This is a genomic window from Bacillus sp. ok061 (assembly GCF_900108285.1).
Taxonomy (GTDB): domain Bacteria; phylum Bacillota; class Bacilli; order Bacillales; family Bacillaceae_G; genus Bacillus_A; species Bacillus_A thuringiensis_S.
Genome location: NZ_FNUW01000047.1, coordinates 1 through 15,125, shown reverse-complemented (window position 1 = coordinate 15,125; position 15,125 = coordinate 1). Strand labels below are relative to the sequence as shown.

Below are 15,125 nucleotides of genomic sequence, written 5' to 3'. Positions count from 1 at the left end.
AGGTAAAGATAATAGATATTGAAGTTTTACGTGATTATATATCTTAGTCATGTATTGGCTCCATCATAATTCGGCGTAACAAAGTAGATAGGTTAATTAAGCTATCTACTTTGTTGTACAAAAGAAACTAGGACCTACAAGTTATAATATGTAACATTAAGTTACAATTGTATCATATTGATAATATTAGGAATATTATACATAGTTGAAAGTGAATGTAAACGAAATTTTCACAACAAAAAAGGGCACTGAGAATGAGAGCCCTCCTTCCTAAGAAATGTGAAAGAGTGAAGCATCTATTGTGGGTGGATAGGTGCAAATCTACATGTTTTGTATAATAAAGATAAAATAGATATGGTTAAAAAAGTAGATAGTATTACTCTTCAATCTATATTAAAACAGTAAGCAGGTGCTTTTCTTGTTTTTTCTACTAATTTTTAAATGTAGATAAAAGCTCTTCTATTCTCTTGGATTTTAATTCTCTTTTACTCCTCACAAAAGCAATAAATTCGATTATTTCATCAATAGACAAGGACTCCCCGTCTATTGAAATTGTTTTTTCTGGATTTTTCATGAGCTCTGCAATCTCAATAACATCCTTACTTCGTGGATCATCAGTCCTTCCTAAAATATAATCTACCGATGTATCAAATAAATCTGCTATTTTTGACAAAGATTGTAATGAAGGCCATCTGTAACCAGTTTCATATCCAGCATAGGTACTTTTTGCAATCCCAAGTTGGTCTGCTGTATCTTGTAAGGACCATTTTTTATTTTTTCTTAATTCAGATAATCGTTCCAACATTTGTCTCATACCCCATCTTTTTTATTGTACTAATTATAACATAGTGAAATAGATAAAAGTAGGTGAAAAGTACGCGTATTGAATACAAAACCTTGATTATTCTAAATTTAGTTCTATAATAATTAATAGAAATACGCATTTCGCGAATGGAAGACGAGTGTGCACTTTATGGAGGTGTTGTGAATGAAGAGAATTTTATTATTGGCGACTGGTGGAACAATCGCTTCTGTGGAAGGAAATGAAGGACTTGTGCCAGGGTTATCTGCTGAAGAATTATTGCATTATTTCCCCAAATCATCCCTAAATATAGAAATTGAGTGTAAAATCTTAATGAATATTGATAGTACCAATATGCAACCTGAGCACTGGATAGAAATGGCTAATGCAGTTTTTGATCATTATGATAATTATGATGGCTTTGTAATTACACATGGTACGGATACATTGGCTTATACATCTGCTGCGCTTTCTTATATGCTTCAAGGTCTAAGTAAGCCGGTTGTTTTAACAGGATCACAAGTTCCTATCAGTTTTAAAAAAACGGATGCAAAGAAAAATGTAGCTGATGCCCTTAGGTTTTCTTGTGAGGATATTGGTGGCGTGTTTATTGTTTTTGATGGACGGGTCATAATTGGGACAAGAGCCGTTAAAATGCGAACAAAGAGTTATGACGCGTTCGAAAGTGTGAATTCTCCATATGTTGCTGAAGTAAGTGAACATGAAGTGAAATATCATTGTAAGCCGATGTCTAATAGTAATAAACTTTCAGTAAATACTAGTTTATGTACAGATGTTTTTCTTCTGAAATTGTTTCCAGGTACAAAGCCAGAGATATTTGATTGTCTAAAAGGTTTGTATAAAGGAATCATTATTGAAAGTTTCGGCAATGGCGGATTACCTTTTGAAGGAAGAAACTTGCTTTCTAACATTCAAGAGCTGACTGAAGAGGGGATTGCGGTAGTAATTACTACTCAATGCTTGGAGGAAGGGGAAGATATACTTCTTTATGAAGTAGGAAGAAAGGTAGCGCAGCATCAAGTTATATTATCTGGTGATATGAATACGGAAGCCATCATGGCTAAACTGATGTGGGCACTTGGACAAACCAATAAACTAGAAGAAATCAAAGAAATAATTGAGACTCCTTTAGCAAGCGATTTAACAATTCTATCTGATAAGGATAAGTAAAAAAAGTGTAGGGTTCATTAAAGAGGTTAATCTTTATATTGAATATGATCTTACTGTTAGAATTGCCAGAGGAGCAATTCAGAATGAAGATACGATAAAAGAACGGTTCCTAAAGTATAGTTTGTTAACCAAGTAGGCGTTAGATTTAACTTTAGACTCATACGTAATTATATAGATTGCGGATATAGTTCAATAATATATAAGGGTAGTCATTAAACGATGAATTAATTTAAGGGTCTGAAAAATGAAATTATTTATATATGAAAGTGTAAAAATCTTGTTTTAAATTCAAAACGGTTATATTATACTAAAATAACATTCAATACATCAAGGAGATAACATAATGGATTTAGAAGAAAAAAACAGAATTGTTCAGAGTATTCCACAAAAAGGATTTTTAGGTCATCCTAAAGGTTTATTTACTTTGTTTTTCACAGAATTTTGGGAGAGATTCTCTCATTATGGAATGAGAGCCCTTTTACTTTACTATATGTATTATTCCATCTCAAAAGGTGGATTAGGCATTGATCAAGCTACTGCCACTTCAATTATGGCAATTTACGGGTCCTTGTTATTTATGTCCAGTATTATTGGAGGGTGGATCTCAGATCGTTTACTTGGTGCAAGTAAAACCGTATTTTTGGGTGGAGTTTTAATTATGATTGGTCACCTGATTCTAGCGTTACCGGGTAGTATTATTACTTTATTTATTTCAATGTTATTTTTAATACTGGGAACAGGTTTATTAAAACCAAATATCTCGAGCATGGTTGGGAATTTATATAGTGAGTCAGACACGCGTCGAGACTCTGGATTTAGTCTTTTCTATATGGGTATTAATTTAGGCGCTCTTGTAGCTCCCTTGGTTGTCGGTACATTAGGTCAAGAATATAATTTCCATCTTGGTTTTGGGGTGGCGGCAATTGGTATGATAGTAGGCTTAACGCTATTTGTTTTTACGAAAAAAAAGAATCTAGGTTTAGTTGGTACCCAAGTACCAAATCCTTTAACGGATATCGAAAGAAAAAAAACAGTTAAACTCTTTAGCATAATTATAACCGTAATAATCATTTTATGTGCTATTACAATACCAACGGGTTTATTAACTATTAATCGTTTTACTTTTTTAATTAGTATCTTAGGAATTATTATTCCTACTTGTTACTTCATTTACATGTATCGTAGCCCAAAAACTACTAAAGTTGAACGTTCTCGTCTGCTTGCTTATATTCCGTTATTTATTGCAGCTACAATATTTTGGGCTATACAAGAACAAGGTGCCATTATTTTGGCAACTTACGCTGATCAAAGGACTCAATTGCAATTTGCAGGATTTAAGATACATTCTGCATGGTTCCAATCATTAAGCCCTATATTCATAGTTACACTTGCACCAATATTTGCATGGATTTGGGTAAAGCTGAATAAAAATCAACCTTCTACTACTAAAAAATTTGCTATTGGATTACTATTTGCTGGATTATCATTTTTAATTATGATAATACCTGCTTATATAAACGGTACAGAATCTCTAGTGAGTCCAATCTGGTTGGCTCTTAGCTTTTTATTAATCGTAATTGGTGAAGTTTGCTTATCACCTTCGGGTCTATCAATAACGACAAAATTAGCTCCTGCCGCTTTTTCGGCACAAACAATTAGTTTATGGTTCTTATCTACTGCTGCTGCACAAGCCATGAATGCTCAGGTGGTAAAGTTATACAATCCTGCAACTGAGATCATTTACTTTGGTGTTATTGGAGTTATATCTATTATTGTAAGCATTACCTTATTTATGCTATCAACAAAAATTCAAGGTTTTATGAAAGGACTTCAGTAAAAGTTATTACGAAATTCTAGTAGTGTAAAACTAAAAAATAAATATTTATTTCATAAAAAGCAAGAAGCTTGTACTATGATATGATCCCCTTATAGTAGACAGGAAAAAGAAAGAACACTAACCTGCTTACTATGGAGGGGATTTTTTTATGGGAAAATTAGAGTCACTTACGATGTAGAATTTAAGAAAAAAGCTATAGATTTATTCTTAAAAGAAGGCATGAGCTATAAAACCATTGCGAAAGAATTAGGTATTCATCACTCGGTTGTAAGTCGTTGGGTGAAATACTTTGAAGCTGAAGGAATCAAAGGACTAGAAGAAAAACGCGGTAAAGCGAAAGGACCAGGTTTAGGTAGACCAAGGGTTAGACCCGAAGATCCTGAAGCTAAGATCCGACGATTAGAAGCGGAAAATGAAATGTTAAAAAAGTTCTTAGGGATGTAAAAGGAGGAATGAAAGTCGTATCCAAAACGGAAAAATTTGAAGTCATCCATGAAATGAAAAAAACAGGTTATACAGTGACCATTCTATGCGATATTGCTGGTGTAATCAGAAGTGGGTACTACAAATGGATAAAACGGCATACGACGCCTTCAAAAAAACACTCCGAGGATATCGAAATTAAGAAAAAGATATTGAAGTGTTATAAAAAATTAAGAGGAATTTATGGATATAGAAGAATACAAGTGTGGCTGAAAGCCACATATAACCTTCATTTGAATCATAAGCGCATCCAAAGATTGATGAGTGAACTAGGTATCAAAGCCGTAATTAGGAAAAAATGACCTTATTACGGAAAAAAAGAAGCTTATGTGATTTCAGAGAACCATCTAAATAGGGAGTTTCAAGCTTTAAAACCGAATGAGAAATGGGTAACCGATATTACCTATTTGATTTTCAATGGACAGCGCTTGTACTCATCCGCTATTAAGGATTTATATAATAATGAAATTGTTGCCTATGAAACTAGTCGTAGAAACGACTTAAAACTTGTGTTAGATACACTTAAAAAGGCAAAGAAAAAACGAAATGTGAAGGGAATCCTCTTACATAGTGATCAAGGGTCCCAGTATACATCTCGTCAATATAATCAATTACTTAAAAAATATCAGATGAAGGCAAGTATGTCTCGAAGAGGCAACTGTTGGGATAATGCTTGTATGGAAAACTTCTTCAGTCACTTTAAGGCAGAGTGTTTTCATTTACACTCCTTCCGTAAAGCGAATGAGGTCAAACTTGCCGTGCGTAAATATATGTACTTTTATAATCATCAAAGATTTCAAAAGAAATTAAATAACCTGAGTCCATATAAATATAGAACTCAGGTTGCTTAGTTGCGCTTTTTTAATACTGTCTACTTGACAGGGGTCACTGCACTATACAGGTTTCTTGCTTTTTACTTTTGTAATATTTTTATTTCATACCAAAAGGCGGACTAACGTCACACATTATATAATCTGTAAAAGGAAACTAAATAATTTTTTGGAGATACGGAAACATTGCTATCAAATCAATATTGTAAAATCATATTACATTCGCAAAGATTTTCATGAGATAATTATAAGCGTGTTTGAATCAATTTTAGGTTAGTTATATTTGGATGGATAAAAAGAGCACTTGTATCAAAGTGCTCTTTTTAGAATCCTTAGTCATACATTTTTGTCAAAGATTGTGAGTCATGAACAAGTAAATGACTTAACGAGTAAGGATTCAAAATATTTTATGCGTATTAAATAAAATGGTGAATTAAAATAAAAAAAGTCAGTAAAGGTTAATTTCTCTTTTTAAAAAGGGTACTCAATAAATATACAGATATTTTCTAGATTATTTTATAGTTTTTACAGGACTCGAATTTTATATTGATTCATTTTAATAGATGTTGCGATATGAGAAAGTTTCTGTAGCCCATGGTCTGTATTGGAGCATAGGATGAATGTATCACTTTTGTATCACAAAACATGTTTAAGCTTGCAAATGATCTGGTTCGTTGAAAAACATATATTGTATGAGGATGCACGAATCAATTTAAGTTTGTGCGTAAACCAATATATGTCGTTAGGAATAAGGCACTACAACAGAATGGAGAATCAATAACTAGTAATGTATGGTAACAGTACCCTAGTCCATGAGCTTATATGGGATGTTGTGGAAATAAAGGTACAATGTGACGTAATCTTGAATTCAACAATATTTGAAATGGACTTTGCCTTTTGTATTAGAAATCCTACTGGCATTAGCCAGCTTGTCTCTCTAGAAATGGGAGAATCAAATTTGTATTAGTACAAATGAGAAAGTCGCTCGTGGTATTTCAGGATCTTCTCGGTTATAAGATGGTGATTTAGTAAGTGGAGGTGTATAAGTAGTTTTAAAGGCGCTTAAGTAGTCGAGGTATTTGGGGTGCCATGAAGCTCTTTATTTCCATGATAGCTAACTATAGTATTAAATTTGTTGTTATTTATTCTTATTTTGCAGTGTAGCTAGAGTAGTAGGGAGGTTTGAGTTTTTTATTTTTTCATTATATTTATTAATCCATTCTTGGTCTGTTTTATCTAAAAATTGAGATAGTTCTTCGGATAACTTCTGCATATGGTACTTTGTCCACATTAGTTCACCGTGTATATAGCGAGTTCCCTGTGTAATAGCAATTCCTCCTTCAATGAGTGGTAGAAGGGTTACATGACCAAAATGTTGCATATTGTGTTTAGTAGGAAGAGATTGATAATTTTTAATACTCTTAGTAATTAAAGAGTTTAAAGATATTGAATCATTTTGTACACTAATTAGTTTAAGGTGTAGTTTTAATATATCTATTGTATGGTGTATTGGATTTTTATTAATAAGTCCTTTATCAAATAGTGATTGTAGGGTAGACTTAACTTCATCCAAGGTTTTATTTGTCATTTCAGCTATTTCATTCAAATCCTGCTGCCCATAATCAATCTTAGAGTGGTTTAAATAAGCATTTAATATAATGTATTCTTCAGCTGTCATACCAAGTTTTACATAATAACGTGTTAAGAGCGTGGATACTTCGTGTGACATAAAAAAACTCCTCTTTTACTAATTTAATTGATAAAATTCATTGTCTCAATGTGTGTTTTATAAAATAAATAAAGTTCATGAACTTTGTTTATTTTGAAAAAATCGAATTATTTTTATGAGTCTAAATGAATTATAAAAATATACCTAGATTTAAGATATGATATCAGCCTTAATCATGATACTAAACTATAAAATTTTTATTTGTTTTAATCAATATGGGGACATTTTTAACGTATTCCCCTAAAAAATTTTCCTTCCTCAAGCGTGTGAAGGGCGTAGCCCACGGTAGGTGGGAGATGAATTTCGATTTGGCATAGAAAAATAAAGGTTGGTGTATCAATGGAATTAGATAGCAATAACCATTCTGTGTTCTTATTGTATTATCATCTTGTGTTGGTCATAAAATACAGAAGAAATGTGTTCGATGATGATATATTAGACTATGCAAAAGACATGTTTGTCAGGTTATTCGAGAATTATAACATAACACTGGTAGAGTGGAGTCATGATGTAGACAATGTATCCATTAGTGAAAAGCTAGCACAAAAATACCTACATAAGGATATGCAGGCATCTAATAAGGGTGTTTCGATATGTAATTCATATTTTATCAGAATCTTATCCAAGACAAAAGCTTTATATAGCTGAAAATTATGTCTTGAATATTGAGAAAACTTCCCTGGCATTAAGTCATAAATTTTTTTGCAGTAAATAAAGAGTACTTTGTTGCAATATGTTATAAATTAGAGAGGGCACTTTGAGTGTAGAATGTCAATCAAGTTATATAGTAATTTGGTGTTTGGATGCTACTGATGAGTAAATGCAGTTTTCAAAAGATATTATTGCTACTGTCATGCTTTTATTGTTTCAATTTGTTGTGGATGAAGCCTGAAAAAAATACGGGCTTTGTAGACAGGCTCTAAATCCTTTAGAAGCTCGTATGATGTATAGATTTTACAAACAGAAAGGAAGATGAGCATGTCTCAAGCGAATATCCCTAATATAACTCCAACAATATCAATTACTCCTGGTCAATCAATTTCTTTAATTTTGGCTTCGATTGCACTTGAAGAATTGGCATTAGCCCACATTATTAATAGTGAGGCCGAGAAAATTCAATTTTTGTTAGGAACACTAGATACTAGTATTACTCCTCCACCGACAACATTACCAGATTTATTAACGCTAAATAATAGTGTTCGACAAACACTACAAACGGTTGTTAAGCAAGAAATGCTTTTACAATTCAAATTGGAAAATGTATTAGATTTAGTTAGTGTGACACCACTCCCATAATTAAAGCACCTAATGAGAACTATCGTTTTAAATGAAATTATAATTTATTTCATTAACGAATAACATATTTAATATTTTTTGTTCACTGATGTAAAGAAAATACACTCCCGATTGTTGGATCTAACAATCGGGAGTGTATTTCATTAAAATTTTATCAGTAATGATTGTAAATTCAAAAACAGGCATACTTGGTAAACTTAAATGTTTTCGCTTTTTTACTATTTTCCAAACGACGTAAATAGCGATGGCTGTACAGGCTACAATTGTAATGCTATTTATGAGGGTTGGATCAAAAGAACGCGGATTAAGTTCTTCAATTTGAGTTTTTTAGATTTCCTTTATTTGACCCAAAATCGTCTGGTTCTTTTAATTCAGTTGCTGAAAATAACGGATTGATAGGGTATCCGAATCCTAATGCAACTACTTGAACGATAGAAGAAAAAATAAGGCGTCTATATGGGAATATTGGAATAAGTAAGCCACTAATTGTTCCAATCACAGAAGTAAAACGTAATAGCTGTTGATTGCGATTTGAACCTGTTAGCCAAAATGTAATCATAATGTGTAAAATTAATAATAACAATTTCCATAGCGTTGAAAAAGGCGAATCAAATATAGCGATAGCCACAAACCATGCAATACCACTTAACGATTTTTGTACAGGATACCCAGGTCCGGTGGCGTGTACGATAAAGAAGAAAAGCGGTAACATAATTGTCCCAAAAAGAGAGAAAGGTGGAATGAAAGAACAACCGACGATTTGAATAATGAATAGTATTACAAATCCTGTTGTTTTTTTATCCATAAATTTATGAATAAGAAATACTCCTACATAGCCGATTGTTAAAAATATAGCAACAGCAACTAGTTCCTCCCTTTCGGTTAACAACGAAAGAAGGAGCAGCAGAATAAAGTCATTAAGGTGATATGGTCAAGTTTTCAACTGGTTCCACCATCCCTTCGTTAGTAATAAGAAACGTAGGATGTGATAAAATAAAGAGTTCACCCTTCTGTAAACTAATGTGTATCAATGTAGATGATCGTTCTCTTGTCGCATAATGAAGAAAACCTTGTTTCGGAAGTAATGTACTATTATTTGAAATACGTGCTAATTCCTCTACAGCTTTTGTATATTTCGTTTGGTCTTCATTTAATGATAAATGTAATACGCCATCTTCTGCTAATACACTAATAAATAGTTCGAACGGTATTTGATGCTTCGTTGCATATTGGCAAATATATGTTGTAAATGAAATAAGGTCTTCTAAATTTTCTTTCCAACCGAATCTGCGATTAACAGCTAAAGAAAGACAAATCGTCCAATTATAATTTTTTGCAGGTTCATCTTCTGGAGTTGGATAGCCAATTGAAATTGTTATTAAAAAGCGATTAAGCTGTGCATCTGTAAGAGGGAAAGTCCCTTGTGATTCAATTGGGTTTTGCATCGCAATAACTAAGAATGCTTTAGGAAGAGGGGTAGACTGTTTTTCAAGTGTCACTTGTCTTTCTCCCATCGCCTCTAACAAACTTGACTGTGTTCTCGGCATTACACGGTTAATTTCATCTGCGAGTAGTATATTTGTCATAACTGGTCCACGTCTTAATTCGAATTCACTCGTTTTTGGATTGAAATATTCAATACCTGTTACATCACTTGGCAGTACATCAGGGGTAAATTGGAAGCGAGAAAAATTACCACCAATACTTTTTGACAGTGTTTTCGCAAGTAACGGTTTCCCAGTACCAGGCACATCCTCAAGCAATACATGTCCATCAGCAAGCAATGAAACGTGTAGTAGATCAATAACATTTTCCTTTCCTATAAAAACAGATTCTATTTTTCTTTTAATTGATGAATCATATACATCCTTCGTTGCATAATTAAAGACGAATAGTTTACATTTTAATAAAATAATATAAAAATTTATTAATTTGAAGTTCTTAAATATAAGTTTCTCGCAATTTCTTTAATAATTGTTTTTCTTATATTTTTTATAAAATCGTTATCTTTTAATATTTTTTATCATAAAGTCATTATGAGTATTCACAGAAAAGAAGGGGGAGTTTTTATTGAATCATCCTACAATTTCTTTGTGTATGATTGTAAAAAATGAAGAGAAAAATATTGCGAATTGTTTAGAAAGCATAAAAGACATTATTGATGAAATTATTATTGTAGATACAGGATCTACAGATAAGACAGTAGAAATTTGTGAAACATTTAATTCAAAAATTTTTCGTTTTGAGTGGAACAATAGCTTTTCTGATGTTAGAAATTTTAGTCTGAAACAGGCAACAGGAGATTGGATATTATGGTTAGATGCGGATGAAGAAATGGATTTGGAGGATAAAAAACAACTTAAGGATTTTTTAGCTCAGTCGGAAGAAGAAAAAATATTGTCTATCCATCTAATTAATTACATTGGAGAACAAAAGGATATACATCAGACTTTTCATATTGCACATACTCGATTATTTAAAAATAATGAAGGGTTTAAGTTTATATACAATATACATGAAACATTAAATGTAGAAGAGGTTCTAGGAGAAATAAAAGAAATTAAGGTGCTTCCAATAAAGGTTTATCATTATGGATATTTGGATTCGGAGGTAATTAATAAAAAAAAATTAGCGCGCAATTTAACTTTATTAAAAGAAGAATTAAAAAAAGAGAATCATAGTCCATGGATTGAGTATCATATTGCTAGTGAGTACTATCGAGAAAAGAAGTATGTAGAGGCATTTGAGTATGTTAATAAATCTATAGCAAACTTTATAAAAGATAAACGGCTTCCACCTTCGTTATTGTATAAATTGAAATACTCCACACTTTTAAGTTTAGGAAGCATTGAAGGAGCATGGCCGGGTATAGACTCTGCGATTCGTTTGTATCCTGATTATGTTGATTTGCACTTTTTTAAAGGAATTATATTATTTTTAAAAGAACAATATAATGAAGCTCTAAAAGTTTTTGAAAGTTGTATAAAGATGGGAGATGAAAATTTAAAACATCTGACTTTACATGGGGTTGGCGGACACATAGCTTGGTTTTATAAAGGAGCTTGTTTTGAAAAAATGAATAATGTAGAAGAGGCTAAAATAGCATATCAGAAATCTCTTTCATTAGTACCAAATTATACTCCGGCCGCTGAAGCCTTGGGAAAAATATAAATACGATATACCAATTAAAAGGGCTCAAAAGGAATTTTAGACTTTTAACAATATTAATTATAGTGGAAGAATCAATTTCATGTTTTTGGGAGTCTATAGTTTATTAGAAATTAGTATTAGCTTATATTCTCGTTAGAGATTTAGAAAAAATTCAATTTATTAAAATTAGATCGGAACTAAACAAATCATAGAATATGGCTTTAAGGGTGTTAGCTATATTCCATGATTTGTTTTTGTTAGGAGGAGTAAATTTTCGATTGAATCATCTGATAATCTGCTAATCCAAGTAATTGATAAAAAATATTATGGTTGTGAATATAAGCTTCGTTTTGAGGGGACGTTAAAATCATTTTTCCAATTCAGGTAAATATTAATGTACAATACGTATAATTATGGTGTGAAAAACAAAGGAATGTCATTCCTTCATCGTTTTCAATAAATCATGAAAATTAGTACAACCCTAACATTAATCAGATAATATTATGCTGATAGTAGGTCCGTTTGAAAAAATTCCCCTTTTCATTGTATCCCTCGTATGTGAAAAAAAGAACAATACTATTTGCTGTTTTCAAATAATCTACCTTTGGGTTTAATCAACAATTTTATTCATGTTACATATAATAATGTGGGGTCTTTACTTGTTTATAATTGTTCACTATAAACAAGTGAACAATTGAAAATTTAAAAAAAGAGTACTTTTAAGGCGCTCTTTTTATTTAATTGAATAAAAAGTTATATCAATGGATACAAAGTCTATAAATTATATAATGCAGCTGCTAAGTGGTATTAAGGATGTTTAGATGAAGGTCAAGGAATAATTGAAGATGTTATTCAATTATTCTTAAAGCGAAATAAATGTAATTTAGAATTGAAAAATGAGTAAAGCCCAATTTATTCTTTCTAATTTATAATTTTATTTTTTTGAAATATGAAAATTCAAATGAATTATATTAGTATCATGTAGCGATTGCTATGACATGATAAAAAATTCCCTATTTAATCAAAATATCTGTTTTACATGAGAGCTACACATTCATTGGTTTATGATGAACAAATAAAGGAGTAAGAGAAATAAGTTTATTGTAATAAATAAGTAGAAAGTTCATCCTAAATCCCCCTACTATTAAAAATATAGATTAGTAAAATAGGGTTTGTATCTAATAATATGATGGTTGCTGAAAGGGGAATGGTTTCATGCTTACAAGTATAATTATATTAACGCATAATCAATTAAAATATACTAAAGAATGTATTGATAGTATTAGAAAATATACGGATCAGCAAGAGTATGAATTAATAGTAGTTGATAATGCATCAACTGACGGGACTGTTCAGTGGTTACAACAACAACAGGATATTTTGATAATTGAAAATGTAGAGAATATGGGCTTTCCGAAGGGATGTAATCAAGGGATTAGAAAAGCAAAAGGTGAAAATATACTGTTATTGAATAATGACGTAGTGGTAACAAAAAATTGGTTGAAAAACTTACTTAACTGTTTGTATGCAGAAAAGGATACTGCAGCAGTAGGGCCAGTAACTAATAGTGCTTCTTATTACACTGCAATTCCGACTTTTTATACGAATATTCAAGAAATGGAAGAATTTGCAAGTGCATTTAATCAAAGTGATAGCGAGAAATGGGAGGAGCGTATGAAATTAATAGGATTTTGTATGCTTATTAAAAAAACAGTATTAGATGAAATTGGGTTGTTAGATGAACGTTTTACACCTGGTAACTATGAAGATGATGATATATCACTTCGAATATATGAAAAAGGTTATAAATTATTTTTATGCAAGGACACGTTTATTCATCATTATGGAAGTACTTCATGGAAAGAAGATAATATTAATTTTTCTATAGTTTTAAATAAAAATAGTAAAAAATTTTATGAGAAATGGGGTTTTTCTGAAGAAAATCTCTTTATACATTATGACCTACTAGAAATTGCAAATCGCGTTGTAGCAGACGTCCCACAGGAAGGAATGAATATTCTGTATATTGGAGCTGGATGTGGCGCAACTTTATTAGAAATACAAAGGAGGTATCCCGAAGCTTCTATATACGGAGTGGAAAATAATGAAAAAGCTGCAGTTTTTGCGAATAAAATAGCTCCTACAATATGTATTGAGTATAACAAATTAAATGAAGGATTAGATAAGAAAGATTTTCAATTAGTATTCTTATCATCTCCCATTGAGCCAGATCAATTAATGAATGTGATACAATCTATTTCTCAAAAATTAGCTCCAGCTGGAAATATAATTATGTCAAAATTAAATTTTCATAATTACAATATATCGAAGAATGAAAAGTAATTACAGATAATTAGGTTAATATAATTTAGGTAGGAGATGGATGGTGGTAGGCTTATGCCTACTTTTTTTATGCTATTAAGAGAAATACTAGAAAGTGAGATGCAATCAATGTTAATAAATAAAATATATAAATTTTGAATTTATCCAAATAAAAGACAAGAAAACTTAATTGCGGAAACAATTGGTTGTAGTCCATTTGTATTCAATTGTTTTTTACTATATGGAACAATACATACAAACAGTGAAAGGACTCATCTATCATTCTTTGTCCGCGAGCTCACCAAATTAAAAAAGAAGAATTATACGATGTAGGTAAAAGAAGTAGATAGTATTGTACTTCAATCCACAGAAAAAAGTTATTGTAAGCACAGTGCAACCTTTTTAGAAGAAAGAAAGGTTTTTCGAATTAGAATATACAATGTATAAAAGTGACGCGAATCCATGAACATATTGCCAATGCAAGAAGGGATTAATTGAAGAAAATCTCTACAGAAATCATCAAAAACTACTATGTCATCGGTATAGAAGATCTACCAGTAAACAATATACTAAGAAACAGTCAACTTGCGAAAACAATTAGCGAAGTATCTTTGTCACAATTTCGAAAAATGTTGGAATACAAAGCGAGATGGTACAGGAAGTAAGATGGAGTCGTCTCAAAAACATTTGCTTCTAGTCAGCGATGTTTAAGTAATAAATTCCTTAAAAATCTACATCTTCGTGAGTGGGATTGTCCTACTTGTGACATACATCATGATAGAGATACTAACACAGGACTGAATTTAAGAGATGAAGCAATTCATCTCTTAACCCTACGGAATACAGGGATAGCTTAGTATTTAGTGAATTTGTGCAGAGGAGCAATAAATTTGGGGAATTTCCTTAATAAAAATAGTATTGTTTTTGGTACCTTTTTTAATCAGTATGCATTGTATGTTATAGGCTATATAATGGGAGAGGTGATTATATGGGTGGTTGGGAAGAAAAACATGGAGAGTTATTTTTTTGTGAGCAAGGATGTTGTATACCGAATACAACATCGATTCAGATTTCTCAATCTCAACTAAAAGAGTTTGTACTTTTCTTAAAGAGTTTCAAAAAAAAAATAGAACGAGTATTTTCAGAAACTTCAGCTTCTTATACTAAGGATTTTAAAAAAATGTTCCAAATATCACAAAATTTCTTTGTTTATTTAAATTTATCAAAAGAACAAAGAGAATTTTTGAATCAAATTAATCGAAATATACTAAAAATTTTAAATGATTCTTCGTTTTCACGTGATATGATTTTTGATGAATTGGAACAATTATTGTTATTCTTATTTAGTATAGTAAAATCTTTTAAAATTAATAATCATACTTTAGGGAAATTAATTGAATTGCTTAGAAAAATAGAATTTATATTAATTAGATGCCGGCATACAGGTAATGAATATTCTACAAAGGATCTGAAAAGGCCAAAGGG

At 31.3% G+C, this 15,125-nt stretch carries 13 protein-coding genes and 2 pseudogenes; 11 read left to right on the top strand and 4 right to left on the bottom strand.

What is annotated here, in order from left to right; translation table 11 throughout:
• Positions 1–430 precede the first annotated feature (430 nt).
• On the bottom strand, positions 431–805 hold the full coding sequence (locus C4S65_RS31905) for a helix-turn-helix domain-containing protein (RefSeq protein WP_103945815.1): 375 nt from the start codon (positions 803–805) through the stop codon (positions 431–433).
• A 183-nt stretch (positions 806–988) separates the two neighbouring features.
• Here C4S65_RS31905 and C4S65_RS31900 point away from each other — a divergent pair, with 183 nt between their 5' ends.
• The 5 genes from C4S65_RS31900 to C4S65_RS31880 all read left to right on the top strand — a co-directional run bounded on the left by C4S65_RS31900 (position 989) and on the right by C4S65_RS31880 (position 5,164).
• Positions 989–1,993, top strand: coding sequence for an asparaginase (locus C4S65_RS31900; RefSeq protein WP_103945814.1), 1,005 nt, complete (start codon positions 989–991; stop codon positions 1,991–1,993).
• 343 nt (positions 1,994–2,336) lie between these two features.
• Positions 2,337–3,830, top strand: coding sequence for a peptide MFS transporter (locus tag C4S65_RS31895; RefSeq protein ID WP_103945813.1), 1,494 nt, complete (start codon positions 2,337–2,339; stop codon positions 3,828–3,830).
• A gap of 195 nt (positions 3,831–4,025) precedes the next feature.
• On the top strand, positions 4,026–4,274 hold the full coding sequence (locus tag C4S65_RS31890; RefSeq protein ID WP_346763322.1) for a helix-turn-helix domain-containing protein: 249 nt from the start codon (positions 4,026–4,028) through the stop codon (positions 4,272–4,274).
• Between the two features lie 8 nt (positions 4,275–4,282).
• On the top strand, positions 4,283–4,615 hold the full coding sequence (locus tag C4S65_RS31885; RefSeq protein WP_103945811.1) for an IS3 family transposase: 333 nt from the start codon (positions 4,283–4,285) through the stop codon (positions 4,613–4,615).
• 27 nt (positions 4,616–4,642) lie between these two features.
• The gene (locus C4S65_RS31880; RefSeq protein WP_103945810.1) at positions 4,643–5,164 is read left to right on the top strand and encodes an IS3 family transposase; all 522 of its coding nucleotides are present in this window, start codon (positions 4,643–4,645) and stop codon (positions 5,162–5,164) included.
• A gap of 1,117 nt (positions 5,165–6,281) precedes the next feature.
• Here the strand turns inward: C4S65_RS31880 and C4S65_RS31870 are convergent.
• Entirely contained in the window at positions 6,282–6,872 is a 591-nt protein-coding gene (locus C4S65_RS31870) for a hypothetical protein (protein WP_103945808.1), read from the bottom strand.
• Positions 6,873–7,211: 339 nt separating this feature from the next.
• Here C4S65_RS31870 and C4S65_RS35525 point away from each other — a divergent pair, with 339 nt between their 5' ends.
• The gene (locus tag C4S65_RS35525) at positions 7,212–7,520 is read left to right on the top strand and encodes a transposase (protein WP_258043904.1); all 309 of its coding nucleotides are present in this window, start codon (positions 7,212–7,214) and stop codon (positions 7,518–7,520) included.
• 330 nt (positions 7,521–7,850) lie between these two features.
• Complete coding sequence (locus tag C4S65_RS31860; RefSeq protein ID WP_103945807.1) at positions 7,851–8,168, top strand: hypothetical protein; 318 nt, start codon at positions 7,851–7,853, stop codon at positions 8,166–8,168.
• Positions 8,169–8,318: 150 nt separating this feature from the next.
• On the opposite strand, the pseudogene C4S65_RS31855 reads toward C4S65_RS31860, so the two are convergent.
• Both C4S65_RS31855 and C4S65_RS35520 read right to left on the bottom strand, forming a co-directional pair.
• A pseudogene (locus C4S65_RS31855) lies at positions 8,319–8,973 on the bottom strand (DUF4018 domain-containing protein); the annotation flags it as partial.
• A gap of 112 nt (positions 8,974–9,085) precedes the next feature.
• Entirely contained in the window at positions 9,086–10,018 is a 933-nt protein-coding gene (locus C4S65_RS35520; protein ID WP_103945806.1) for an AAA family ATPase, read from the bottom strand.
• Positions 10,019–10,265: 247 nt separating this feature from the next.
• Here C4S65_RS35520 and C4S65_RS31845 point away from each other — a divergent pair, with 247 nt between their 5' ends.
• From C4S65_RS31845 to C4S65_RS31830, 4 genes and pseudogenes are all read left to right on the top strand, one after another.
• Complete coding sequence (locus C4S65_RS31845) at positions 10,266–11,339, top strand: TPR domain-containing glycosyltransferase (protein ID WP_103945823.1); 1,074 nt, start codon at positions 10,266–10,268, stop codon at positions 11,337–11,339.
• 1,194 nt (positions 11,340–12,533) lie between these two features.
• Positions 12,534–13,661, top strand: a complete 1,128-nt coding sequence (locus tag C4S65_RS31840; RefSeq protein WP_103945805.1) for a glycosyltransferase — start codon at positions 12,534–12,536, stop codon at positions 13,659–13,661.
• A gap of 138 nt (positions 13,662–13,799) precedes the next feature.
• A pseudogene (locus tag C4S65_RS31835) lies at positions 13,800–14,497 on the top strand (RNA-guided endonuclease TnpB family protein).
• A gap of 131 nt (positions 14,498–14,628) precedes the next feature.
• A partial coding sequence (locus tag C4S65_RS31830; RefSeq protein WP_142391607.1) for a collagen-like repeat preface domain-containing protein occupies positions 14,629–15,125 on the top strand: 497 nt, incomplete at its 3' end.

Bases quoted from the DNA above. Each gene is read 5' to 3' on its own strand.
- C4S65_RS31905 (WP_103945815.1), bottom strand. From the start codon at position 805: ATGTTGGAACGATTATCTGAATTAAGAAAAAATAAAAAATGGTCCTTA.
- C4S65_RS31900 (WP_103945814.1), top strand. From the start codon at position 989: ATGAAGAGAATTTTATTATTGGCGACTGGTGGAACAATCGCTTCTGTG.
- C4S65_RS31895 (WP_103945813.1), top strand. From the start codon at position 2,337: ATGGATTTAGAAGAAAAAAACAGAATTGTTCAGAGTATTCCACAAAAA.
- C4S65_RS31885 (WP_103945811.1), top strand. From the start codon at position 4,283: ATGAAAGTCGTATCCAAAACGGAAAAATTTGAAGTCATCCATGAAATG.
- C4S65_RS31870 (WP_103945808.1), bottom strand. From the start codon at position 6,872: ATGTCACACGAAGTATCCACGCTCTTAACACGTTATTATGTAAAACTT.
- C4S65_RS35525 (WP_258043904.1), top strand. From the start codon at position 7,212: ATGGAATTAGATAGCAATAACCATTCTGTGTTCTTATTGTATTATCAT.
- C4S65_RS31860 (WP_103945807.1), top strand. From the start codon at position 7,851: ATGTCTCAAGCGAATATCCCTAATATAACTCCAACAATATCAATTACT.
- C4S65_RS31845 (WP_103945823.1), top strand. From the start codon at position 10,266: ATGATTGTAAAAAATGAAGAGAAAAATATTGCGAATTGTTTAGAAAGC.
- C4S65_RS31840 (WP_103945805.1), top strand. From the start codon at position 12,534: ATGCTTACAAGTATAATTATATTAACGCATAATCAATTAAAATATACT.